Here is a 22,516-nt window from a genome sequence, read left to right as displayed (position 1 = left end):
CAGAAGAAGCCAATTCAAAGGGTGGTTCTAAGGATAGGGGCAATGTAGACATGAACCCCTTGAGTATTGAGTTGAGCTACTTGACGAGACAGATTGACTTGCGTGAATGTGAAGAGTGAGTCTGCGTTAAGCTTTTTCCCTTCTTTGGCCATGACGATCACTACTTGTTTAGGTTTGAGCATAAAAACATCAGGATTGATTCCCTTGCTGCGAATTCTCTCTGCGAGATGTCCTTGCGCCGTCTTGTCGTAGGTAAGCACCTCGGTTGAAACGAGAGCCTGAGCGAGAAGGTGGCTTGCAGGCGATGACGAACCTACGTTCTTAACATGGATGAAGGTCCCGTCTTCCAAGAGGACATCGCATGCTTCTATTCCTCTTCTGTGAGTCTCGCTATGAACCAAGACTTGGTCTAGGCAAAGCCCCCCGAGATGAGTTGCCAACTTCTTGTTGTAAGACAGCTCGCTATTCTTTCTTTTTTTATCTTCCTTATTACCCTGATCAGTTAGTTCCCAGACGGGAAGATCTTGAAGGAGGGGGCCCCGGTCAAAAATCTCGCGCACTCGGCGCTTTACGACGTCGGCGTAATTCCTATCCATTAGGTACCATCGGCCATGATGAAGGAAGTATCTGTTATCCCCTACTTCGGTTTGGAAAGCCAGCCACTTCTTCAAGGGAATTTTCGGGCTGCTTGGCGCCTCATCGTCCAAGTTTTCAAAAAGAAGCACCGAGAGCCGTCCCATTTTGTCTAGTCGTTGTTCCTCGGGGACGGATTTAATTGGTTCGAGAAGGTCTTCCAAGGTAGGCAAATAATCTCGTCGTGCGCGCTCCCTGGTCCCCAAGAGTTTATATGCCTCCGCTTTGCCATATTCATCAATGAGCTCGTGAGGGAAAGATAGTGTTAAGAGCGGACTATCTTCTTCACCGATTGCTTCAATAAGGCGCGCATCCAGCTCCGTGATCTTGCCTTTGTCTTTAATCAAGGCAAGTTGCTCTAGGGCTGCCAGTTCATCTGAGGCTGGCTTCTGTGAAAGTGTTTTCTCGATGTGTAGGAGATCGTCTACTAGCTCTTTAGGGTCTTTGGATAGGGGAAGGCTGAGGGCATCGGCTCCGCGCAGCTTAATCAATTTATCGCCAGTCCCAACCCCGTCTACCCGACCTTCTGTGACCAAACGGGTTGCAAGATCGCCAAGATCTTCAAAGCCGAAGTTGCGTAGATGGGCACCAGAAGCGATCGTAGAGCGCTCGATACGGGGTCGTTCATCAAGTGTTGTTTTGCTGATGGAGTGCAACCCAAGAGGGTTTGCAGAACGGATCGCGGCTCTCTGTCCAAAACCATTGTCTATCGCGTTTTGGTTGAGAAGCTGAAAACCCATACCGTAACTTAAAGCCCATGCAACAATGCCTTCGTCATTATTCTCTGTAGTCTGCTGACCCCCTCTCAGGACCCTATTCGAAGGGGAGATCCCCTCGGCGGCAGGGATAACGAGAACAGCTGCTGCGACTGAGTTCTTGAGGGGTATGCTTTGCCCGGTTAAGCCAGCTATCACTGATCCCCAGCTCACCTCTTTATCTGGAGTTTTTCCATAGACAAGGAAAGCCTTTCGATTATCGACTAGGACCCACTTTTTCTGGAAAGTTTCGAGCTCAAGATATTTCTCCCGAACCGCCTCAGGAACGCTATCGAGCCCGGTAAGGCGATAGAGAGTCATCCGCACTTCCGTCTTCTTTTCGCGTGTCATGGCTACCTCTCCTTGATTGGCCATCGATTCTTATACTGATGCCGATACCCTCAGTCTTACAGGTTCATACACGCCATAAGCCCTTATGAAGTCATCTTCTTATATAGGCCTTGACAACGCCTATTCAGGGCCCCGGCCCACAAACCCCACAGGCGGTGTGGGTCTCTATGTCATTCTAGGAGTACTCCGGACCGACGCTATCCTCTGCTAGGCGGGTGCCGCTATCGCCACCACGCTGGCCCTGCCTAGCGAAGTACCACTAGCTGAGGCTGGCCCACACCCCAACTACACCTCCGTCCGGGTCGACGTCGATACGTCATCTCCTCGTTCGACCCGCGCGATGGTGGGACGAGTGAGGCCAGCATGAGCAGCGAGCTCGCTCTGGGACCGGCGCCGTGTAGCAGAAGCACTGCGCACCTGTCTAGCGATGATCTCCGTTCGAGTACCGACTTAGTGTAGGGCCATGGTCAGTCCATCGGTTTGACGTTCGACTCAATGAACGCGATCTCGTGGTCGCCAAGCCCGTACTTGGCGTAGAGCTGCTGGTCGATTTCTGGAATGGACTTTGACCAGTCGATGTCCGACGCTGTGGTGAAGTCCTGGAGAGGGACATGCTTCCACACCTTGGCGGGGTTGTGCTGGGTGCTCTTCAGAACGCCTAGCATCGTCCGAGCGAACTTGGTCTTGACGTACTTCAGGCAGGATTCGGCTTCATCCCGATTGTGGAAAGTGCCGATGGTGATGAAGGTCTGTGTAACAGCAGTGTTTGGCTCCAGCACAGTGGGGGTAGAGAGCGTTTCACCGAAAACGCCGGAACCATTCGCAGCGGGTAGCGCGGTCTTGCACGTCGTAAAGCTAGCTGGGCCAGTCACGTAATCGCTGCGGATCCAACGGGAGAACCGCACGTTCTTAATTAGGCCGAGGACCTGAACATAGTCCTGGTCGTCGTCGGGCTCACTCTCGTGGAAGAGGAAGGGGAGCTGCTCGAACGTGTTCGTGCTGACGCGAAACTGTGCGTCGCTAGACATGAGGCTGGATGCCACGGGGTTTTCCTCATGCATCTTCGGCGTGTAGGCATAGGCGCGTCCGCTGGACACCTGATCAGCAAGCGAGGGAGGGTGCTGAGTAACCACTTTCTGCACGATCTCGTTGAGCTCAGGAGAACTTGTGAATGTGCCGATCGCTTCACCCTTCTGATCTGCGTCGCGATAGGTTACGGCGATGCCGCCCTTGATGTCGGTCCCGGGGAACAGCTCTGCGCTGCTCGGGACGTAGACCGGCACACTCAGATGCGGGTCCGCGAGCATCTTCTCATTCCAGGCCTGAGGTGTGAAACCCGCATTGAACAGGAAGCGTGCCGGGGTGATGAGCACAACCTTCTCTCCCAACTCGTAAGCAGCATCCATGAATCGGTGGTAGATGGGAGTGTCCCGGGTTCCTCCTCCCTTGGCTTCCTCCTGGTACGGCGGGTTACCGATCACGACGTCGAACTTCTTGCTCATCTCAGTTCCTCCCGCTCAGCAGGTTGTCGACAGCCTTCTGTCGTTCTTCTGGTTCCATGTGGGCCAGGTTGCACACCGTGAAGTGGCCGGATTCCTCGATCCAGCGCTTGCGCTTCTCGACTCCACCAGAGACAGCTTCGATGGTAATCTGGTGCAGGATCTCGTTGTGGCTCATCTCGAAGATCTGGGTGGTGAGTATGTGACGCAGGCGCTCGTCCTGCTCGGGGAAGACGCCAGCGAGACCGGTGTCCAGGCGCCGGACGAGCTCCATGAGGAACAGACCGGCGGTGGAGAACAGGTCCGCGAAGGTCTTGTCGGGGTCGGCGAAGATACCGGGGTTCTGGGCCTCGAGTTCGTCAACCATCATGGTCACGACCTTCTGCGGGGTGAACACGAGTGAGGTCTTCTGCTGGGGGATGTAGGCGAAAATATCCTCGGTGAGCGATTCATCGAAGTAATCGGCAAGCTCTTCCTTCTTGTCGAGGAACTCTTGGACGGACCGGTCGAAGACGGCTTCGTCGAACAGACCCGGGATCGTGGCGACGCTGCCGTCCTCCTCGGTGACCTTCTGACCGTCGCGAAGCATCCGAAACTCCTCTTCAGAAATCCCGGCGATCTCCTCGAACACGTCATCGGGGGTGTAGTCGTCGAAGTTCGACAGCCGCATGTCTCGGTCCCCGTAGGCCATCAGGAACATGGGGATGGTTCGGGCGAAACCGCGAAGGTGAGCGCGAGCATCATCCATCGTCTCGTCGGCCCGCGACTGCTCCTTCTTCGTCTCTTCGCGGGTAACAACCTCAGTTGCCACCTCATCTGTGAGCGAGGTGACCACTGCGAGGAGATCCTTCTGGAAGTCCTGCTCCTGCTCGATACGCCGTTCCTCGATCTTCTTTGCTTCAGCTTGTGTGGCTGCTTCGGCGAGCTCGCTCTCGATGTGTTTTTGGGCAATGGCGCGCTCGGTGAGGGTCCGTTCGACGGTGGCGCGCACCTTGTCCTCGGTTGCCTTTTCGTCGCGGGTGATCTGCGTGTTGGTCAGGCCATACTCGGCCTTGAGCTTATCGCGGATCGGCCGCAGCTTGTCGGTGACGAGCTTGGCAACCTCAGATGCGACCTTGTTGCGAGGGGTGTCCTGGTGAATGGGTTCGATCTCCTCGACGCCCCAGAACGGCTTGCCGAGGCCAGCGACCTTAGGATTGATGACGGTCTCGGGGTCGACCTGGGCGTTGCCGTCGCGGTCCACAGTAGGTACTGGCTCAGGGAGCTCGATCGCCTCTCCTGACTTGAGCTTGCCGGCCTTGGCTTTGGGAAGCTTTTCTAGGATTTCCCTGTAGTGCTCGGAGTAGCGAAAGATGCCGGCTACGTTGTCGAAGAGGAGGTTGGAGAGAAAGCCACGGCGGACGACTTCTCGCGCCTTGAAGACCTGTGGGAAGGTGAGCACCTGCGCGGCGTCGAGCTCAACCATGCGCCCCTCGGAGTCTTCACCGATGACCGGGAAGAAGTTCAGCAGCGTGCGGATGTTGTCCTGACGCACGGCAGTGCTTCCGGAGGGATTAGGGTTGAGGTTGTTGGCGAAGGCGTCGTAGATCGTGAGGGTGCGCTCGGGGGCGAAGTCGAAGATGTAGGCGTTCTGCTTCTGCATCACCTGGCCGCCGCGCTCGAAGGTACAGGGGTTTTGCGCCCGGAAGGCGGCCTGCATGTACTGCGCCGGTGAGGTGAGGTTCGACAACATGATGACCGCGGTCCACTCTGGTACGGTCACGCCGGTGGTGAGCTGGCCGACCGAGAGGGTGATGGTCTTACCCCCGGACTTCTCGGCTTCGGCGATGGCGTCGCGGACCCGGTCGAGGGATTTGCCGACGAGGGCAATGTCAGCGTCGGCGGAGCGGCCGTCGCCGGCGGCCAGCACGATCGTGTAGTCCTTGAAAACCTCGTGCTTCTTCAGCATGCGCTCAAGGGCCTTGACGGACGTCACGCGGTCAAGCAACCAGAACGAGTGGCGTATCTCGTCGCGAAGCTCCGGCGTCGAGAAGGGGTACTTCTCGTTAGTGGCTAAACAGTCGAGAAACTTCTGGATGTCAGCTTCGTGCTCGAAGAAGCCGTTGTTCTTGGTGGCGAAGAAGGCGTTGAGGTCGAAGGCGTAGTCGATGTTCTCCTCGTCCTCGTCGAGGGCCATGCCGACGGCGAGCTTGTCGCTGATCATCCGCGAAACCTGATATGTGAACATGTTCAGCTTCGGCAGCGTGTAATAGGGGTTGTCTTCGGAGTCGTTGTCCCACGTCTCGAGGGCCTCGCGCTCATCGGTGTAGGTCCAGTTGTAGATCTGGTCCGGGGTGAACTTCCCCGATGCCAACGCACGGAACGGTGTGCCGGACAGGTGCAGAGTATGACTGCGTGTGATCTGGTCGAAGGCGATGTCAGTCTTGGTGGTGTCCACACCCTCGTGGGCCTCGTCGATGACGAGGATGTCCCACTCTTCAGTGGAGACGTGGTGCAGCTTGTTGTAGGCGCCGCCAAAATACTGGGAACCCTTCAGGTCTTGAAGGGAGACGAACTCGATGAGACGGGGGTCGTCGGCGGAGTCCTGCAGGACGAGGTTGAGCCAATGCTGGCGCGACATCGGGGCGCGTGAGGCCAGCGACGGTGACTCGGAGACGAACTTGAAGGTCGTCTGGTGCCCGATGAAGCGTGCGAAGTCGTCGTACCAGGAGTTCGCGATGGCCGGCCGGTTGGTGACAATCAGTGCTCTGCGGACGTCCAGACGACGCATGAGGTCGTAGGTGGTGAGTGTTTTGCCGAAGCGTGGCTTGGCGTTCCAGAGCACCTCGGTCTCCCCTGCCTCGAAGGCTTCGAGAGCCTGCTTAACGGCAGCTTCCTGTTCCGGGCGAAGCTGGTAGTCATCCTCTCCCGTGGTCTTCAGCCTAGTGAAGTCCTGCCCGGCGAAGTCATTGAAGTACTGCAGCGAGGTCTGGGGCGTGCCCGTGAAGCGATGCCATTCGGTGCGCTTGGGCGTGAGTTCACGCTTGACGCCCTGCTGGCGCAAGTACTGGTGGAAGTCGTGGTCGGTGAAGTGTCCACCGGCCTCGGAGGTAAAGAACGCACGACGTGACCACTGTTTATGCTGCGTGACGGATAACTGTGAAGCCTGCTCGGCGATTCGTTTGTCAGCGCTTGACTGTTCGGTGTAACCGATCTTCTCCCAACCGCCGTACTTAGGGATGTCGGGTGTAGTCCATGAGTAGATCAGCGGCGTGATCTCCCGGTACGTCTCGATGTTCGGCCTAGACATCGGCTCTCACTTCCTTGTGGACATGGTCAATACGACTTGGGGCGTAGGTGGGATGGACGTCGAAGTCCAAGGTGCCGGCATTCTCGTGGCGCAGTGATGCGAGTGTGAAGACCTCGCGCTGGACGATGGCCGGCTCGTTGGACACTCGGTGCCACCAGGAGAACTTGATCGGGTTGCCCTTTGGGTCGATGCCTGTGAGGCTGTTGCCTTGCAGGATGTTGGTGGAGACCAGGTGGTTGGCCGAGCGGAAGAGGTTGGTGCGGGGGCTGCACTTGATGCCGTTGCGCTTGTGGAACTTGACGAACTCACCGAGCATGGCCGCCTGCGCTGCTTGATGATTGTCCTCCAGGAGCTCGATGCCGTAGATCGAGGCGAGAGCGAAGAGGGATTCCTTCGGCCTGACGGCCGGAGTGTAGCGCTTCTCGATGGCGGCGAACTTGCGTTTGAGGATGGCAGTGAGGAAGTTGCCGTCGCCTGCGGAGGGCTCAAAAAACGTCTTGTCGACAAAGCCGGGCCCGGTTTCGAGCTCCGGCTTCACCAGATCGAGCATTCGGTTGACCATGCGCAGCGGGGTGAAGACTTCACCGTAAGCCTTGACCCGGGCGCGTGACTTGACGATCACTTCAACGCGGTCGCCGACAACTACGGCCTCGTTGCGCTTCTGGAGCTCTGGGGTGGTGGCCATGTTCTCGTTTCGGTCGTCGCACTGCATGAAATGGATAGTTTACCTGGGGGCCTGAGCGCTCAATCTGTCGACCTAAGGCAGTAACGAGATAGTGTTCAGGAGCTCTACCAGGCTAAAGAAGCTTCAATAGCAGGATGAGGGTGCCCGTGTACCCCGATCACCGTCCATCGCTGCTACGACCAGGCCCCGCCCTCAAACTGATCCACCGCACATCAAGTTGAGATCGGCTTGCTGAGGATATAGATCCATCCCATCCGATATGAGAACACCGATGAAGGCGAGTACTGCTGGATAACCTGCCTCGGTGGCCACCGCCGCTTGGTTTCTAGGTGCTGTAAGCGTGGTGGAGGGATCCGAACCTGGGACCGCGTTGGGTCGGGGGTTATAGAGCACCTGAAAACGAATGCATATCTAGGTTTCTCCTAGTGTCCTGCACCGTTAATTCGCTGCTGGATCATTGTAAAATGAGGTATGGCGCAACGAGGGCCAGCATTGGCCGCATTGACACTGTCAGAAGACGAACGCGACCAGCTGGAGCGATGGGTACCTCGACGAAAATCCGCCCAGGACCTCGCGCTGCGCTCCAGAATCGTGCTGGAATGCGCGACCGGGGCATCTAACTCGGAGGTCTCCCGCCGATTGGGGATCTCGTTACCCACCGTGGGCAAGTGGCGCTCCCGATTTATCGACAAGCGCCTCGATGGGCTGGTCGATGAGCCCCGGCCCGGGCGACCGGCAACGATCGGTGTGGACCAGGTCGAGCAGGTCATCGTCGACACCCTGGAATCCACACCGGTGAATGCGACCCACTGGTCGCGGGCGAGCATGGCGGAGAAATCCGGGCTCTCGAAATCCACGGTCGGCCGGATCTGGAAGGCATTCGGTCTCAAACCCCACCTGGAGGAAGGGTTCAAGCTCTCCACTGATCCACTGTTCACCGAGAAGGTATACGACATCGTCGGGTTATATCTGAATCCGCCGGAGTCGGCAGTGGTGTTGTCGGTGGATGAGAAAAGCCAGGTCCAAGCCTTGCAACGGTCCCAGCCGGCGTTCCCGATACTGCCCGGGACCCCCGAGCGCCGCGCGCACGATTATGTTCGGCACGGCACCACGAGCTTGTTTGCGGCTCTCAACGTTGCTGATGGGACGGTGATTTCCTCGATCCATCGCCGGCACCGCTCTGTGGAGTTTAAGAAGTTTCTGGTCAAGATCGACAAGACTGTTCCCGAGGGCCTGGATGTCCATGTCATCTGTGACAACTACGCCACGCACAAGCATCCCTCTATCCAGACCTGGTTGGGGAAACATCCCCGGTTCCACATGCACTTCACACCGACGTACTCATCCTGGATAAACCAGGTCGAGCGGTTGTTCGCTGAAGTGACCCGGGAGCTTCTTCAGCGCTCGGATCACCGGAGTGTCCAGGCCCTGGAGAAAGACCTCCGTAACTGGGTGAAAGCGTGGAACGAGGACCCCAAGCCGTTCATCTGGACTAAAACGGCCGAAGAGATCCTCGCCTCCCTGGCCCGATACTTGAAACGAATTAAAGGCGCAGGACACTAGAAGGATAGATTCTTGGGCGAAAATGCTCTTTTATGACTAGGTCTACGGCGCAACGATAACTCATTTCCTGAAAGCAATAAAACACGTCCCCCGGGATATAACCGGGGGCCGCGTCAGTGCTTCTGAGGCACAGGCCGCTAAGAAACCGTGTGCACAATCATCACGTCGCAGTCGGACTGACGGGCGACGTCGGCCGGGACGGAGCCCAGCAGGCGGCCGGTCAGGGAGTTGATGCCACGGTTGCCCACGACCAGGAGGTCGGCGTTGGACTCGTTGACGATGGCCATCAGGGCCTCGACCGGGGTACCCGGGCGGACGGCCTGCTCGACCTTGGTGGCGCCGGCCTTACGGGCGGCCTCTTCACCTGCGGCGAGGTTCTTGGCGGCGGTGTCATCGCCGAGGATGGTGACGGAATCCTGGCGAAGGGTCTTGGACGCCTCATCCTTGTTCTCATAGTAGGCGCAGCCAATGATGAGGGTGGCGTCGAAGGCGGCGGCGATCTTGGCAGCACGCTCAACGGCCAGCAGGGAAGACTTGGAGCCGTCCGTGCCGACGACGATCTTCTGGTAGTCGCTCATGGGATCTGTCAGGACCTTTCCTCAGGAATGATGGTTGTGTCCTAGCTTAACAACGTTTAGCGGCTAAGACTCATGCTCCGCGGTATTAACGATCAACACGTTCACCGGAGAATTCCGGACCACTTCGGTGGGAATGTTTCCGAAAATCCTTCCTGTCAGGGTATTTACGCCCTTGTTCCCCACAACCAGCAGGTCAATGCCCCTCTCCTGGACTTCCTTGGTCATGGCTTCTGCGGGGGTACCCGCGATCTTCCACAGTTCGATCTGGGACACACCCTCCTCTTCCGCCACAGCTTTCGCCTTGAGGAGCTGCTGCTCGGCGGCCTCCTCTTCACTGACGGCGACGGAGGCGAGATCCGGGTGGGAAGAGTTCAGCAGTGGTCCGGAGGCCGCATGCCATGCGGACATGATCACCAGCTTCGCTTCATAGAGACGTGCCAGGCTGGCCGCGGCGCGGACCGCCGCCAGAGATGTCTCGGAACCATCGGTTCCGACTGCAATCTTCGAATAATTGATCATGGTGATATTTTACATTCCCGCGTCCTTTACGCCGCGCAGCTCCTTCTTCAGCTCGGCGATCTCATCGCGAAGTCGGCCTGCCAGCTCGAACTTGAGCTCCCGGGCGGCGGCTCCCATCTGGGCCGTGAGGTCGTCGATAAGCTTCTGCAACTGCTCGGCGGGCATGTGGGAGGTGTCGGGCCGCTTGACCACGGCCGTCTCTCCCCCGCCCCGTTCCTCCCCGCCGGACTCGTAGACCTGGTCGAGGATGTCCGCGATCTTCTTGCGCAGCGGCTGCGGGTCGATGCCGCGTTCCTTGTTGTAGGCGACCTGCTTCTCCCGCCTACGGTCGGTCTCCTCGATGGCGTGCGCCATGGAATCGGTGATGCGATCGGCGTACATGATGACCTCGCCGGAGACGTTTCGCGCGGCACGCCCGATGGTCTGGATCAGTGAGGTGGCGGAACGCAGGAAGCCCTCCTTGTCGGCGTCGAGAATGGCGACGAGGGAAACCTCGGGGAGATCGAGGCCCTCACGCAGGAGGTTGATGCCCACCAGGACGTCGTAATCACCCAGGCGCAGCTGGCGCAGCAGCTCCACGCGCTGCAGGGTGTCGATGTCCGAGTGCAGGTAGCGGACCCGGATGCCGTTCTCCAGGAGGTAGTCGGTGAGGTCCTCCGCCATCTTCTTGGTCAGGGTGGTCACCAGGACGCGCTCATTCTTCTCGGTGCGCCCGCGGATCTCGTGGATGAGGTCGTCGATCTGGCCCTGGGTGGGCTTGACGGTCACCTTCGGGTCCACCAGGCCGGTGGGGCGGATGACCTGCTCGACGAACTCTCCCCCGGCGGCCGCCATCTCGTACTTGCCCGGCGTCGCCGAGAGGTAGACCGTCTGGCCGACGCGGTCCTCGAACTCCTCCCACGTCAGCGGGCGGTTATCCATCGCGGAAGGCAGGCGGAAGCCGAACTCCACCAGGTTGCGCTTACGCGACATGTCGCCCTCGAACATGCCGCCGATCTGGGGCACGGTGACGTGCGACTCGTCGATGATGGTGAGGAAGTCCTCCGGGAAGTAGTCGATGAGCGTGGCCGGGGAGGTGCCTGCGCCGCGGCCGTCGATGTGCCGGGAGTAGTTCTCGATGCCCGAGCAGAAACCGACCTGCTCGATCATCTCCAGGTCGTACTCGGTACGCATGCGCAGGCGCTGGGCCTCCAGCAGCTTGCCGCGGTTCTCCAGATCCGCGAGCCGCTCGGCCAGCTCGGCCTTGATCGCCGCGACCGCCTTCTCCATCCGCTCCGGACCGGCGACGTAGTGGGTGGCCGGGAAGATGCGGATCTCCTCGACCTGGCGGACCGCGTCGCCGGTGAGCGGGTGAATGTAGTAGAGCGCGTCGACCTCGTCGCCGAAGAACTCCACCCGCACCGCCAGCTCCTCATAGGCCGGGATGATGTCCACGGTGTCGCCCTTCGCCCGGAAGGTGCCGCGCTGGAAGGCGATGTCGTTGCGCTCGTACTGGATGTCCACCAGCAGGCGCAGGAAACGGTCACGCTCGACCTCGTCACCGACCTTGAGCACCACCGAGCGGTCCAGGTAAGACTGCGGCGTGCCCAGGCCGTAGATGCAGGAGACGGAGGAGACCACGACGACGTCGCGACGCGAGAGCAGCGAGGACGTCGCCGAGTGACGCAGACGCTCCACGTCCTCGTTGATCGACGAGTCCTTCTCGATGTACGTGTCCGTCTGGGCGATGTACGCCTCCGGCTGGTAGTAGTCGTAGTAGCTGACGAAGTACTCCACCGCGTTGTTGGGCAGGAGGCTCCGCAACTCGTTGGCCAGCTGCGCCGCCAGCGTCTTGTTCGGCGCCATCACCAGGGTCGGGCGCTGCTGCTTCTCGATCAACCACGCCGCCGTCGCCGACTTACCCGTACCCGTGGCACCCAGCAGGACGATGTCACGTTCCCCACGGTTGAGCCGCTCGTCGAGCTCCTTGATCGCCGCCGGCTGATCACCGGCCGGCTCAAACTCGGAGATGACCTCGAACTTGGCGTCCGAGCGCTCGATCTCGCCCACCGGGCGGTGCTCGGAGTGGGACAGCACAGGGTGTTCAGCAGCGAAAGCCATGAGCTACAGGGTACGCCGGTTGGGGGTGGGGGTCGACGGGCGTGGTTGAGGTGGACTCCACAGAGTCGAGGATCGCCAATTCTCGGGAGCGCCGGTGTGCGACAGTGGCACGAGCGTGACATCCGGGTAAGTCGCCATCATTTCGGGAAGCCACTGATCCTGGCCAAGGCCGAGAGAGCGTTGCAGGTACTGAATGGTGGTGAGTTGCCCGAAGAGGCGATTCGTTCGCCCAGAAGCGATGCCGAGGTCGCCGGGTTCTTTCGGGAGCTTCGGCTTGAGGTCATAAACGCGGTTGAACATACGGCCGTGGTGAGCAGCGTAATTGCGGACGATGTTGAGTGCTTTGAGCCATGATTCCAACTGTGGAGCGCTCAGCTGGCATTGTTCGGCCACGTTGTTGCGGACCTTGTCGGGCGACATGCCGTACAACCAGGTGAGCGCGCCCCAGTCGAGTATTTCCACCGCAGCCCACACCGGGAGCCTTCCCCCGTACTCCAGCTTGTGGTGCTTGACAAAGTCCTCGTGAGACTGATTGAGTTCGCGCTGATACCTTTGGATCCATTTCGAGTACTGAGGCGACTCATCTGTCGAGGCGGGTTTTCGAGCACGACTGCCGAGGAGATCCGGTCGCAGATGCGCGTACCGGTCGATCGCTCCGAGTTCATGTCCGAGTAACGCTCGGACTGCCAATTCGATTGGCGCGAGCGTTTCCAACGCAGTGGTACGCAGTCTGGCATCGAAGTTGTAGAGGTCAATCACATCGTCGAATGTCGTCCCCGGATAGAAGTCGTCCTGACGACGCTTGCCGCCATTTTTGTCCAGGATCCGGAACGGGTACCAGTAACCGCTGAGTCGGTAGTAGTTGATCCGACGGAGCAGCCGGACAGCGTGTTCCCGATCTCCCACAATCATCCCGCGGTTGGCGAGCAGCTCAATCTGTTGCTCGTAGGTCCTGAAAATCTTGCCCCCTGGCTGATGTCCTGGCGACACAAGTGGTTGACCTTCCACGCATACCCCTGCAGAAAGATGAAGACCGGCCCTGGGCTCGCACAAAGCGAGCGGTACCGGTCATGATGGCTCTATAGTATCCCAGCCCATGACCGGAATCCACACCGCCGGAACCGGGCTCCCTCCCCTACCCCTCCCACGGAATCAGATCCTGCGGGTACCGGGACGTGTCGAGCTGCAAGGTCGGCACCCCGAGGGTCTCGGCGATCCCCTCGCCGAGGAGGTAGGCCCGGTTCGCATCGTGGATCTTCACCACATCGCTGCGGGTGTCGATGATGATGTCACCGATACGGGTCACGGAGGCGTCGGGAAGCATCTCGAAGGTCGACTCCTGCGACGGGAAGGTGCCGACATCGGTCCGGACCTCCCCGGGGTCCTGGAAGTTCAACAAGGCGATGTTGGCCATGCTCCCTGCGTCCGCCTCCCGGTCCCCGGTCTTCAGCGGCCAGGGCAGCGCCGTTTCGGAGTAGCAGACCAACTGCATGCCGTTGAAGGTGGCGAAGTCACAGGCGATCTTCTTCTCCCCCATCATCAGGGAGTACTGGCGTCCCATCGGAAATTCCTGGTCCCAGGGACGATAGTTCGCGTTACCGAAGAGCCGTGGGGGATCTTCCGTCGGCGGGCCAACCCGGGTGAGATCCAGGCGCACATTGTCGCGCTGCTCCGCGGGGAGCCGTTCCTCGCCCAGAAGTCGGCCGTCATCGAGGCGGTAGTCCACCGGGTGCTCCTCGGTGACGCTCTCGGCGGTGCGGCGGTAGGTGACGGTGATGGAGCGGTCGTCGATACGCTCCACGGAGGCGGCTTCCTTGAACTGGCGGGGTGCGGGATCGGTGAAGAGGTCCTCGCCGGTGAAGAAGACGAGCGCGTGGACGAGTCCGTTGCCGTTGCCGTCGTCCTGGCCGGCGTTACCGTTCGTCCCCGACAACATCACCCAGCTCAGATCGCTGCAGGGGTTGAACTGGTTGTCCGCGACCGTGAAGTAGTAGGACGTCCCAGGCTGGTCGGTGGGAATGATCTGGGAGCCGAGCCACGCGCCGAAGGCCGTCTCCATCAGGTCCAGGTTCTGGTTCTCGCACTGGACTGGCGGCCGGGTGGTGGGAGGCAGCGTGGCCGACGGGACCCTGCCGACTGTGACCTCGGTGGGGGCGTCGGTTTCGTTGGAGGCGCAGCCAGTGAGAGCCAGTGCCATTGCGAAGCCCGCCAAAAAGATTCTGTGCAGTCTCATCGGGAGCTCCCTGGACTGGAGGTGAAGTGCAACTTACTTCACCTATCGCGGCCCTGTCGGGATGTATAAGCACAGGAGCACGCACGTTGCCCAGATGTGACCACACTGTGGTCAGTCGGTGATGGAGTGGCAGCACCCCTGGCTGGATGCACTAGCGAGGGACCCGCCGAAAAGACGACCACGTCAGCAAGCACAACCACACCATCCAGCAACTACATCGGCATCCCAGGCAGTCGTTTCGCAGGCGAGATTGCGAACGTCACCGAGACCGGGCCTGCAGTTCACTGGGCCGGACGGCACCTACTGCGAGATGTACAGCGAGAGCGATCCGACCGCCATGTTCACCCACAACGTCAACCGGATCTTCGTCGCTGGCGAGCGGACCCGAGTCCTTGAGCCCGGCTTCTGGCTGGTCGAAGGGCCCGTCAGCTGCGCGGTCCCGGAGGCAGACGTGCGGGTGATGTGTGCCATCGGCTTCTACAGCTTCACGGTCAGCCGCGAAGGCGTGGAGCTGAACTAATCGGTCTTGACCAGCTCACTCTCCAGGTGCTGCTGCATGGGCTGGCCGACAGCACCCATGTGGAAACGGTGCTTCACGGAGGTGCGGTCAGCGTTGAAGGTGTAGCTGCGGCTCGTCGCGTCGACCTGCTTGGCTGTCGGAGAGTTGGCCACCGTGGAGGGGTCGAACTCGAAGATCAGGGTGTCGCCCTCCTCGCGCGCCTGGCCCGCCAGCAGCTCGGTCTGGCCCATCGGCTGGGCGATGACGAATTCCAGACGCCCCTCCCCGACCGGACGGAAGAATCCGGCCTCGGTGTGCATCGGGCCGCCTGCGCCCATGGTCTTCTGCTCGTAGCGGAAGAAGGGCTTTCCGGGGGTGGCGGCGAAGGTCAGGGTCTCGGAGTAGGAGAAGTCGTCGATCGTGGGATAGTAGCCACGCCCCTCCCCTTTCCAGGTGCCGAGGAGGAACGCGTAGGGCTGCAGGTTCGGGTGAAGTTCCATACCTGAAGATCGTAGGCGAGAATTCCTAGCCCAGGCTGACGTGCGCCTTCGCCTTCCATTCATAGAGCTGGTCCGTGCCCTGCTCGGCCCAGTGGCCGGCGAGCTCGGAGACGGTGCCGTCGGAAAGCACGGCGCCGAGGCTCTGGCGCAGCCGCTCCCTCATCTCCGGGGTCTGCAACGGCATGACCTGCTCGGGTGTGATGCCCTCGGGCAGGTCTCCGGCGGCCAGGTGCGCAAGGGCGACGATCAGCGCGCCCTGATCGGCCTCGATGTAGCGGGTGCCGGAGTCCGGCAGCAGCTCCTCGAGGTAGAGGTCGCCGGCGCGGACGTCGTTGAGCAGCTCGGCTGCCTCATGGTTGTCGAAGGGCCCGGTGTTCCAGATTTCCATGACCGACACCTTACTCCGGCCCGCCGGTGTGACCCACGCGATAGGATCACACCATGCACAACCGACTCATCCGCCCCATGCTGGTTGCTGTGGCCGCCGTGTCGCTCTTCCCGCTGGCGCCCGCTCACGCCCAGACCTCTGCGCTTCTGCCCGGTTCCTCGCAATCTCTGCCGATCCCCGGCCTGGAGAAGGTCATCCTCGTGGGCATCCCGGGTTACGGCCCCTACGTCATCTCGCAGGAGGTCCAGGGGGCCGGGCTCAACCCGGGGGCGGCAACCCAGGAGGACCTGCTCAGCGCGGCGGTCTTCTCCGCCGACTTCGAGAACAACACCGCGGCCCGCGACGCCGCGCTGCGCGCCCTCAGTCCGGGACGTCAGGCGCAGGTCAGCGCCGCGCTGAACGCGCTGCACTCCCCCGTCCGCCAGCCCTCCGCTGTCCCCGCCGACGCCCCCATCGTGGTGCTGGGCAACGGGCTGAACACCGACGGCACCGTCCACCCGAACCTGCGTAACCGCCTCGTCGCCGCGAAGGTGCTTGCCGACGCCCGCCCCAACGCCCCCGTCGTCGTCTCCGGCGGCGCCACCCCGGACGGCTTCGTCGAGGCCGAGGTCATGCGCGACTGGTTGGTGGGTCAAGGCCTGCCCGCGGGGCGGATCATCGTGGAGGGCCGCGCCAACTCCACCGTCACCAACGCCCGCTACAGCCGGGAGCTTCTCCCCCGGGCCGGCGCCGTCGTGGTGGTCACCTCCCAGAACCACGTCCACCGCGCGGTGGTCGACTTCACCCTCGCCTTCGGCACGGAGGTCGCCGGCGTGGGCGCCCCGAATGATCCGCCGACGGAGATGCCCAGCCTTATCTGGACCTACCGCGACGTGATCAACTGGTTCCTCTCCTGAGTTAGGAACTTTGTTCGATTGAGGGGTTGACCGTGCCTTAGGGCGGCGGTACTGTCGAACACATGAACGAGGGGGCGTCATGGCGGTGAAACAACGGGCAGATCAAGCGGTCGACCAGATCCAGTCGAGCATTGCCGTGCTGTCCGAGATCATGGCCGACCCCTCCGGGGTGCCCTTTGATGACGTCGCCGCCGGATTCGAACGCCTGGAGAAGGTCCTGGCCACCAAGGCGCACCTCGACGCCGCTTTCGCCTGGCTGGCCGATCGCCATGACGCCGGCCGGCTGGTGGGTTCCGCGAATGTCGTGGAGTACCTGACCAGGACGCTCGGGGTGTCCCGGCGGGAGGCGCTCGCTCGCCTGCGGACGGGCACGAACCTGTTCAGCCCGCCACCGCCGCCACCGCCGCCACCGCCGCCTCCGGAGGACCCGGAGCCGGAAGAACAACGCCGCGCGAGAGAGGAGGCGGAAGCCGAGCGCGCTGCGCGCGACCGGGCGGAGCAGGAGGAATCCCGCCGCAAAGCCGCCGAAGCCTCCGCCGAAATCCTGCGTATCATCGACCAGGAGCTGAAGGAACTGTCCGATGTCGCCGATCCCGGCCGGGCGACCCTCCACCACCTGGCATTGACGGAATCGAAACACCGCACACCCGAGGACCTGCGGGACTGGTTGCGCCGCCAGGTCAGCCGCGCCAATCAGAAGGGTGCCCCGGATCTGCTCGCCGGGTACCGGCGCCGCGGCCTCTTCATCGGTGAGCCCGACGCCGACGGCAGCTGCACCATCCGCGGCAGGCTTCCGGCGGCCGACGCGGCGATGCTCAAGTCGGCCATCACGCCCGGGCAGCGCCCCGGAGCCAACCTCGACGACGGGGTCGAGGACACCCGCACCCGGGCACAGCGCCGCGCCGATCAGCTCTCGGCCATCCTGAAGAAGCATCTGGCCACCCTGCAGACCACCACCCGCCACGGGGTGGGGTCCATCCTGCTGTCCGTCACCGCCGAGGACATCGCGGACCTGTCCGCCTCCTCCGAGTTCTCCACCAACACCGGGGACCGGCTCAACCTCGTCGACCTGCTGCGTCTAGGGGCGGCACAGTTCGACGTGATGACGCTGCACGACCAGAAAGGGCAACCCCTGGCCCTCGGGCGGGGCAAGAGGCTGGCCAGCTTCTTCCAGAAGATCGCGCTGTACGCGGCGCAGGGGGTGTGCGGCTGCCCCGACTGCACGAGTGCCGCAGTCAACAACGACGCACACCACATCCAGCCCTGGGACAAGGGCGGACCTACCGATCTGAGCAACCTCACCCTCGTGTGCCCACCACATCACGGCGACAACGATGACTCCCGCACCGGGTCCCAGAACAGAGGCTACCTGGACCGGTGCCCCATCACCGGGAGAGTCGGCAGGCGCGCGGGCCCCGGGCAGCCGCTGGAGTTCAACACCACCCAGGCCGCGGAGGAGTCCGCCGGGGCACGCATCCGCCGACGCCAGCAGCCACCGGACGACTCGGAAGAAGCAGCCTGATCGTGCCCTGCCCTACGCCTGGCGGATGCGCTCCACCAGCGCGTCCACCTGCGCAGGCAGGTCCTCGAGCGATCCGTTGTTGTCGATGAGCACGTCCGCTGCGGCCCGCCGCACGTCGTCGGACACCTGCGCCGCGATCCTGCGCCGCACGTCATCCTCCGCCAGCCCTCGTCCCGCAACGAGCCTGCGTACCCTTTCCTCCACGTCCACGTCCACCACCACGACCAGGTCCATCCCGCGATCGAGTCCCTTGTCCACCAGGAGCGGCATGTCGTAGACGACGGCCGGCTCGCCGGCGGCCTCGGCTGCGGTGAAACGTCGGGCGGTCTCCGCCGCGATCCGCGGATGGGTGATGGAGTTGAGCAGGGCGGTGTGCTCGGCGTCGACAAACGCACGGGCGGCAAGCCCCGCCCGGTCGAGCGAGCCGTCCGGCCGCAGGATGTCCTCTCCGAAGGCTTCGGCCAGCTCCGCGAGTGCGGGCTGGCCGGGTTCGACGATGTCGCGGGCGATCTGATCCGCGTCCACCACCGGGATGCCCCGCTCGATGAGCAGGCCTGTCACTGTAGATTTTCCGCTTCCGATACCACCTGTGAGTCCCACCTTGATCATGGGACCCATGGTAGCGCCGCCTAGACCTTTTCGGTCACCTTCGGGGTGATGTCCAGGATCTGGTCACCTAGGGCGACCTCTTCGGGGCAGTCGAGGGGGACGACGTCGGCAAGCTTGCGGTGATTGGTTACCACCACGGGGGTGATGGCGCTGTAGCCGGCGGCCTCGATGGCGGCGCGGTCGAAGCGGACCAGGGGCTGGCCGGCGGTGACGCGCTCACCCTTGGCCACGAGCAGCTCGAAGCCCTTGCCTTCCATCTTCACTGTGTCGATGCCGATGTGCACCAGCAGCTGCACCCCGCTGTCCAGCTTCAGGCCGATGGCGTGGCCCGTCGGGAAGGCCACCATCACCGAGCCGTCCGCCGGGGCGAAAACGGTGTCGCCGGTGGGGTCGATGGCCACGCCCTTGCCCACCGCCCCGGCGGCGAAGGCCTCGTCGGGCACCTCCGCCAGCGGGATGACACGGCCGGCCAGCGGAGTGGAGATCTGGATGGTGTCGGCGGCGGGGATGTAGGCGGCGTCGATACGCTCGTCCTCGGCCTCATTGGCTTCCTCCCGCTCGGCAGCGATCCGGGCCAGGGCCTCGGCCTTCTCATCCTTGCCGCGGTAGTCGAGGAAGACCACCAGCAGCAGGGAGGTGAAGAACGCGGCGGCCAGGCCGAGGGCGTAACCCGGGATCGGGTCCATCGCCGGGATGGTCAGCAGCGAGGTGAACACGAAGGCATAGGCCTTGACGTCGAAGATGCCCATGACCACACCGCCGATGAAACAACCCGGCAGCAGACGGGCGTAGGTCTTCTTGAAGCGCAGCAGCACACCGTAGAGGGAGGGTTCGGAGATACCGCCCAGCAGGCCGGCGAGCATGCCGCCGAGGGAGACCTGACGCATCGGTACGTTCTTCTCCCGGATGGAGATGACCATTACGCCCGTGACCACTCCGAAGCAGGCGAAGTTCCACGCGCCCATGGGGCCCTGGATGAAGTCATAACCCAGGGTGGCGATGTTCTGGATCATGATGGCGTTCAACGGCCAGTGCAGACCCAGCGGCACGAGGAACGGGTAGAGCATGGGGATGATGATCGCCAGGATGAACGGCGAGAACCCGTTGACCGCCTCGAGCATGCTGGCGATTCCGTTACCGACGCCGATGCCGAACGGGCCGAGCAGGAACGCCGTCGCCGGGATCATGATGAGCAGCGAGAAGAACGGCACGAACACCATCTGCACCGCCGCGGGGATGATCTTCTTCAGCAGCTTCTCCACCCAGAACAGCCCGACGGCTGCGATCAGCGGCGGGAAGACCTGCCCGGAGTAGTCGTTGAGGACCATCGGCAGACCGAACACGGTGACGGAGTCGCCGGCCGCGCCCAGCGCGAGGAACTCAGGCGTGAGCAGTGCCGCCGGGATGGCCGCACCGACCCATTCGTTCGCACCCAGCTTCCGGGCGGCGGTGGCGCCGACCATGATGGGCAGGAAGTAGAACACCGAGCGCCACATCGCGTGCATGAACACGTAGGTGTCCGGCTGTTCATCCATCGGGGCGCGGAACTCCTGCCACCCGAAGGTGTCCGCCAGCACGAGCAGGGTGATGATCAGGGAGGCGCCGAGCAGCGCCCACAGAATCGGGCGGAAGGTGTCGGAGAGGAACTCGAAGGCGAAGTCCACGTAGGAGTACTTGCCGCGGACCCCCTCGTACTCCTTCTTGGACGAGGCGGATTTCTCATCTCCCTCGCCCATGCCGGGCTCCTTGACCAGGGCGTTGTAGTAGTCCGCCACGCCGCCGCCCATGACCACCTGCAGGCCTGTGTCTCCCTGCTTGACCACACCGAGCACGGCTGGATCCGATTCCAGCTTGTCGATGTCGACCTTGCTCGAGTCATTGAGCTGGAAACGCAGGCGGGTGGCGCAGTAGGTGAGGTTGGAGACGTTCTCCGGCCCGCCGATCTCGCGGAGGATGTGTTGGGAGGTCGTCGTTGTCTTCGAGGCCATCTGTGCAGACCTTTCGTGGGGGTCCGGCGTGGCGGCAACGTTGTCGGGTCCGGCACACCGCGGAACTGTGTCGTACGGGCCCGAAAGATCCGGACCCGGTTATAACCGGCGGCCACGAATCCAGTCTCCTCGTGCATGGAAGTGGGCGAGACCTCGCTCAGGGCACCGACGCCGAACAAGCTCGGCTGCCCTCGACTTTAGGCGGAAACCCGCACATATGGAAGAGATTTCCCCCGGATTATTTCTGTTTATGTTGGTTGACTGCGCGAACGGAAGATGACATAACCACCCGGGACAACGCCGGGCTACCCGGGGAACAGAAAAACCGCGGTGTGAGGATAATCCTCACACCGCGGTCTTCAGGTCAGCAGTTAGTTGCCGGCCAGCTTCTCGCGCAGAGCAGCGAGCTGCTCGTCGGAAGCCAGGGAACCACCGGTGCTCTCCGGAGCGTCCTCGGATGCCGGAGCAGCATCCTCAGACTCGGAGGAGTAGTTGGTGGCAGCCTGCTCGGCAGCCTCTGCCGCAGCGACACGGTGACGCTCGATCTGAGCGGTGTGCAGCTGGTGGCGACGATCGGCCTCAGCGTAGCGACCTTCCCAGGCCTCGCGCTGCTCGTCGAAGCCTTCGAGCCACTCGTTGGTCTCCGAATCGAAGCCCTCAGGGAAGATGTAGTTGCCCTGCTCGTCGTAGGAGTCGGCCATGCCGTACTTGGACGGGTCGAACTCCTCGGTGTAATCCTCGTCAGCCTGCTTGAGGGACAGGGAGATACGACGACGCTCGAGGTCGATGTCGATGACCTTGACCATTGCCTCCTGGCCGACGGTGACAACCTGGTCCGGAACCTCGACGTGGCGCTGAGCCAGCTCGGAGATGTGGACCAGGCCCTCGATCCCCTCTTCGACGCGGACGAAGGAGCCGAACGGAACGAGCTTGGTGACCTTGCCCGGGACGATCTGGCCCACAGCGTGGGTGCGGGCGAACACGCGCCACGGATCCTCCTGGGTCGCCTTCAGCGACAGGGAGACACGCTCGCGGTCGAGATCGACGTCGAGAACCTCAACGGTGACCTCGTCGCCGACGGTGACGACCTCAGACGGGTGATCGATGTGCTTCCAGGACAGCTCGGAGACGTGAACCAGTCCGTCGACACCGCCGAGATCGACGAATGCGCCGAAGTTGACGATGGAGGAGACGACGCCCTTGCGGACCTGGCCCTTCTGCAGCTGGTGCAGGAACTCGGAGCGGACCTCGGACTGGGTCTGCTCGAGCCATGCCCGGCGGGACAGGACCACGTTGTTGCGGTGCTTGTCCAGCTCGATGATCTTCGCCTCGAGCTCCTGGCCGATGTACGGGTCCAGGTCGCGGACGCGACGCATCTCGACGAGGGAGGCCGGCAGGAAGCCGCGCAGACCGATGTCCAGGATCAGGCCGCCCTTGACGACCTCGATGACGGTACCGGTGACCGGCTCGTCCTTCGCCTGCAGCTCCTCGATCGCACCCCATGCGCGCTCGTACTGTGCACGCTTCTTGGAGAGGATCAGGCGACCCTCCTTGTCCTCCTTGGTGAGGACCAGTGCGTCGATCTGATCGCCGACCTGGACGACCTCGTCCGGGTTGACATCGTGCTTGATCGACAGCTCGCGGGACGGGATGACGCCCTCGGTCTTGTAGCCGATGTCGAGCAGGACCTCGTCACGATCGACCTTGACGACGGTGCCCTCAACGATGTCGCCATCGTTGAAGTACTTGATGGTCGCGTCGACTGCTGCGAGGAAGTCCTCAGCGGTGCCGATGTCGTTGATGGCAACCTGAGGGGTAGTGGTGTTGGACATGTGTTGAGTTGCTCCGAGTTGGATAGGAGATAGTAAGTGGACAGGAACGTGTCTCTCGGTGCCCGTCGGCCTTCCGA

The 22,516-nt window shown here is 62.0% G+C and carries 19 protein-coding genes; 4 read left to right on the top strand and 15 right to left on the bottom strand.

Going from position 1 to position 22,516, the window contains the following annotated elements; genetic code table 11:
* Positions 1-14 precede the first annotated feature (14 nt).
* From CETAM_RS06100 to CETAM_RS06080, 5 genes are all read right to left on the bottom strand, one after another.
* On the bottom strand, positions 15-1,739 hold the full coding sequence (locus CETAM_RS06100; RefSeq protein WP_197085811.1) for a DUF6119 family protein: 1,725 nt from the start codon (positions 1,737-1,739) through the stop codon (positions 15-17).
* Between the two features lie 285 nt (positions 1,740-2,024).
* On the bottom strand, positions 2,025-2,156 hold the full coding sequence (locus CETAM_RS06095) for a helix-turn-helix domain-containing protein (protein WP_231587606.1): 132 nt from the start codon (positions 2,154-2,156) through the stop codon (positions 2,025-2,027).
* A 50-nt stretch (positions 2,157-2,206) separates the two neighbouring features.
* Positions 2,207-3,241 (bottom strand): Eco57I restriction-modification methylase domain-containing protein, encoded by a 1,035-nt coding sequence (locus tag CETAM_RS06090; RefSeq protein ID WP_156227939.1) that lies wholly within the window; start codon positions 3,239-3,241, stop codon positions 2,207-2,209.
* Between the two features lies 1 nt (position 3,242).
* Positions 3,243-6,527 carry a DEAD/DEAH box helicase gene (locus CETAM_RS06085; protein WP_156227937.1) on the bottom strand — a complete coding sequence of 1,095 codons (3,285 nt, stop codon included), beginning with the start codon at positions 6,525-6,527 and terminating at the stop codon, positions 3,243-3,245.
* A complete protein-coding gene (locus CETAM_RS06080; RefSeq protein WP_156227935.1) occupies positions 6,520-7,239 on the bottom strand; it encodes a methylase in 720 nt (239 codons plus the stop codon). Before CETAM_RS06080 ends, CETAM_RS06085 begins: the two co-directional genes overlap by 8 nt.
* Before the next feature lie 444 nt (positions 7,240-7,683).
* Between CETAM_RS06080 and CETAM_RS06075 the strand changes: the two genes are divergently transcribed.
* Positions 7,684-8,775 carry an IS630 family transposase gene (locus CETAM_RS06075; protein ID WP_156227933.1) on the top strand — a complete coding sequence of 364 codons (1,092 nt, stop codon included), beginning with the start codon at positions 7,684-7,686 and terminating at the stop codon, positions 8,773-8,775.
* A gap of 137 nt (positions 8,776-8,912) precedes the next feature.
* On the opposite strand, the gene CETAM_RS06070 is transcribed toward CETAM_RS06075, so the two are convergent.
* The 5 genes from CETAM_RS06070 to CETAM_RS06050 all read right to left on the bottom strand — a co-directional run bounded on the left by CETAM_RS06070 (position 8,913) and on the right by CETAM_RS06050 (position 14,205).
* A complete protein-coding gene (locus CETAM_RS06070; protein ID WP_156227931.1) occupies positions 8,913-9,353 on the bottom strand; it encodes a universal stress protein in 441 nt (146 codons plus the stop codon).
* 63 nt (positions 9,354-9,416) lie between these two features.
* Complete coding sequence (locus tag CETAM_RS06065) at positions 9,417-9,872, bottom strand: universal stress protein (RefSeq protein WP_156227929.1); 456 nt, start codon at positions 9,870-9,872, stop codon at positions 9,417-9,419.
* A 9-nt stretch (positions 9,873-9,881) separates the two neighbouring features.
* Positions 9,882-11,972, bottom strand: coding sequence for an excinuclease ABC subunit UvrB (gene uvrB, locus CETAM_RS06060; RefSeq protein WP_156227927.1), 2,091 nt, complete (start codon positions 11,970-11,972; stop codon positions 9,882-9,884).
* Between the two features lie 3 nt (positions 11,973-11,975).
* On the bottom strand, positions 11,976-12,962 hold the full coding sequence (locus tag CETAM_RS06055; RefSeq protein ID WP_231587605.1) for an Abi family protein: 987 nt from the start codon (positions 12,960-12,962) through the stop codon (positions 11,976-11,978).
* A 145-nt stretch (positions 12,963-13,107) separates the two neighbouring features.
* Positions 13,108-14,205, bottom strand: coding sequence for an LppP/LprE family lipoprotein (locus CETAM_RS06050; RefSeq protein WP_156227925.1), 1,098 nt, complete (start codon positions 14,203-14,205; stop codon positions 13,108-13,110).
* A 310-nt stretch (positions 14,206-14,515) separates the two neighbouring features.
* Here CETAM_RS06050 and CETAM_RS06045 point away from each other — a divergent pair, with 310 nt between their 5' ends.
* Positions 14,516-14,725, top strand: coding sequence for a hypothetical protein (locus CETAM_RS06045; RefSeq protein ID WP_156227923.1), 210 nt, complete (start codon positions 14,516-14,518; stop codon positions 14,723-14,725).
* Here the strand turns inward: CETAM_RS06045 and CETAM_RS06040 are convergent.
* Both CETAM_RS06040 and CETAM_RS06035 read right to left on the bottom strand, forming a co-directional pair.
* The gene (locus CETAM_RS06040) at positions 14,722-15,204 is read right to left on the bottom strand and encodes an FABP family protein (RefSeq protein WP_156227921.1); all 483 of its coding nucleotides are present in this window, start codon (positions 15,202-15,204) and stop codon (positions 14,722-14,724) included. The two genes, CETAM_RS06045 and CETAM_RS06040, sit on opposite strands and share 4 nt — an antisense overlap.
* Positions 15,205-15,229: 25 nt before the next feature.
* On the bottom strand, positions 15,230-15,592 hold the full coding sequence (locus CETAM_RS06035) for a DUF4259 domain-containing protein (protein WP_156227919.1): 363 nt from the start codon (positions 15,590-15,592) through the stop codon (positions 15,230-15,232).
* A gap of 53 nt (positions 15,593-15,645) precedes the next feature.
* Here CETAM_RS06035 and CETAM_RS06030 point away from each other — a divergent pair, with 53 nt between their 5' ends.
* Positions 15,646-16,488, top strand: coding sequence for a YdcF family protein (locus tag CETAM_RS06030; RefSeq protein WP_197085810.1), 843 nt, complete (start codon positions 15,646-15,648; stop codon positions 16,486-16,488).
* 79 nt (positions 16,489-16,567) lie between these two features.
* Complete coding sequence (locus CETAM_RS06025; RefSeq protein ID WP_156227917.1) at positions 16,568-18,010, top strand: HNH endonuclease signature motif containing protein; 1,443 nt, start codon at positions 16,568-16,570, stop codon at positions 18,008-18,010.
* A gap of 12 nt (positions 18,011-18,022) precedes the next feature.
* Here the strand turns inward: CETAM_RS06025 and coaE are convergent, their stop codons facing one another.
* From coaE to rpsA, 3 genes are all read right to left on the bottom strand, one after another.
* On the bottom strand, positions 18,023-18,619 hold the full coding sequence (gene coaE, locus CETAM_RS06020; protein ID WP_156227915.1) for a dephospho-CoA kinase: 597 nt from the start codon (positions 18,617-18,619) through the stop codon (positions 18,023-18,025).
* 20 nt (positions 18,620-18,639) lie between these two features.
* Entirely contained in the window at positions 18,640-20,607 is a 1,968-nt protein-coding gene (locus CETAM_RS06015) for a glucose PTS transporter subunit IIA (protein WP_156227913.1), read from the bottom strand.
* Between the two features lie 371 nt (positions 20,608-20,978).
* A complete protein-coding gene (rpsA, locus tag CETAM_RS06010) occupies positions 20,979-22,439 on the bottom strand; it encodes a 30S ribosomal protein S1 (protein WP_156227911.1) in 1,461 nt (486 codons plus the stop codon).
* Positions 22,440-22,516: the final 77 nt, after the last annotated feature.

Origin of the sequence: Corynebacterium comes, assembly GCF_009734405.1 — a bacterium.
Classification (GTDB): Bacteria; Actinomycetota; Actinomycetes; order Mycobacteriales; family Mycobacteriaceae; genus Corynebacterium; species Corynebacterium comes.
Note: the sequence above shows the minus strand (reverse complement) of the source record. Positions and strands in the feature narration are given on the sequence as shown.

Excerpts from the sequence above, each read along its gene's own strand:
- CETAM_RS06100 (WP_197085811.1), bottom strand. The coding sequence starts at position 1,739 with ATGACACGCGAAAAGAAGACGGAAGTGCGGATGACTCTCTATCGCCTT.
- CETAM_RS06080 (WP_156227935.1), bottom strand. The coding sequence starts at position 7,239 with ATGCAGTGCGACGACCGAAACGAGAACATGGCCACCACCCCAGAGCTC.
- CETAM_RS06040 (WP_156227921.1), bottom strand. The coding sequence starts at position 15,204 with ATGGAACTTCACCCGAACCTGCAGCCCTACGCGTTCCTCCTCGGCACC.
- CETAM_RS06050 (WP_156227925.1), bottom strand. The coding sequence starts at position 14,205 with ATGAGACTGCACAGAATCTTTTTGGCGGGCTTCGCAATGGCACTGGCT.
- coaE (WP_156227915.1), bottom strand. The coding sequence starts at position 18,619 with ATGATCAAGGTGGGACTCACAGGTGGTATCGGAAGCGGAAAATCTACA.
- CETAM_RS06090 (WP_156227939.1), bottom strand. The coding sequence starts at position 3,241 with ATGAGCAAGAAGTTCGACGTCGTGATCGGTAACCCGCCGTACCAGGAG.
- uvrB (WP_156227927.1), bottom strand. The coding sequence starts at position 11,972 with ATGGCTTTCGCTGCTGAACACCCTGTGCTGTCCCACTCCGAGCACCGC.
- CETAM_RS06075 (WP_156227933.1), top strand. The coding sequence starts at position 7,684 with ATGGCGCAACGAGGGCCAGCATTGGCCGCATTGACACTGTCAGAAGAC.
- rpsA (WP_156227911.1), bottom strand. The coding sequence starts at position 22,439 with ATGTCCAACACCACTACCCCTCAGGTTGCCATCAACGACATCGGCACC.
- CETAM_RS06045 (WP_156227923.1), top strand. The coding sequence starts at position 14,516 with ATGTACAGCGAGAGCGATCCGACCGCCATGTTCACCCACAACGTCAAC.
- CETAM_RS06085 (WP_156227937.1), bottom strand. The coding sequence starts at position 6,527 with ATGTCTAGGCCGAACATCGAGACGTACCGGGAGATCACGCCGCTGATC.
- CETAM_RS06065 (WP_156227929.1), bottom strand. The coding sequence starts at position 9,872 with ATGATCAATTATTCGAAGATTGCAGTCGGAACCGATGGTTCCGAGACA.
- CETAM_RS06015 (WP_156227913.1), bottom strand. The coding sequence starts at position 20,607 with ATGGCCTCGAAGACAACGACGACCTCCCAACACATCCTCCGCGAGATC.
- CETAM_RS06025 (WP_156227917.1), top strand. The coding sequence starts at position 16,568 with ATGGCGGTGAAACAACGGGCAGATCAAGCGGTCGACCAGATCCAGTCG.
- CETAM_RS06070 (WP_156227931.1), bottom strand. The coding sequence starts at position 9,353 with ATGAGCGACTACCAGAAGATCGTCGTCGGCACGGACGGCTCCAAGTCT.
- CETAM_RS06035 (WP_156227919.1), bottom strand. The coding sequence starts at position 15,592 with ATGGAAATCTGGAACACCGGGCCCTTCGACAACCATGAGGCAGCCGAG.
- CETAM_RS06030 (WP_197085810.1), top strand. The coding sequence starts at position 15,646 with ATGCACAACCGACTCATCCGCCCCATGCTGGTTGCTGTGGCCGCCGTG.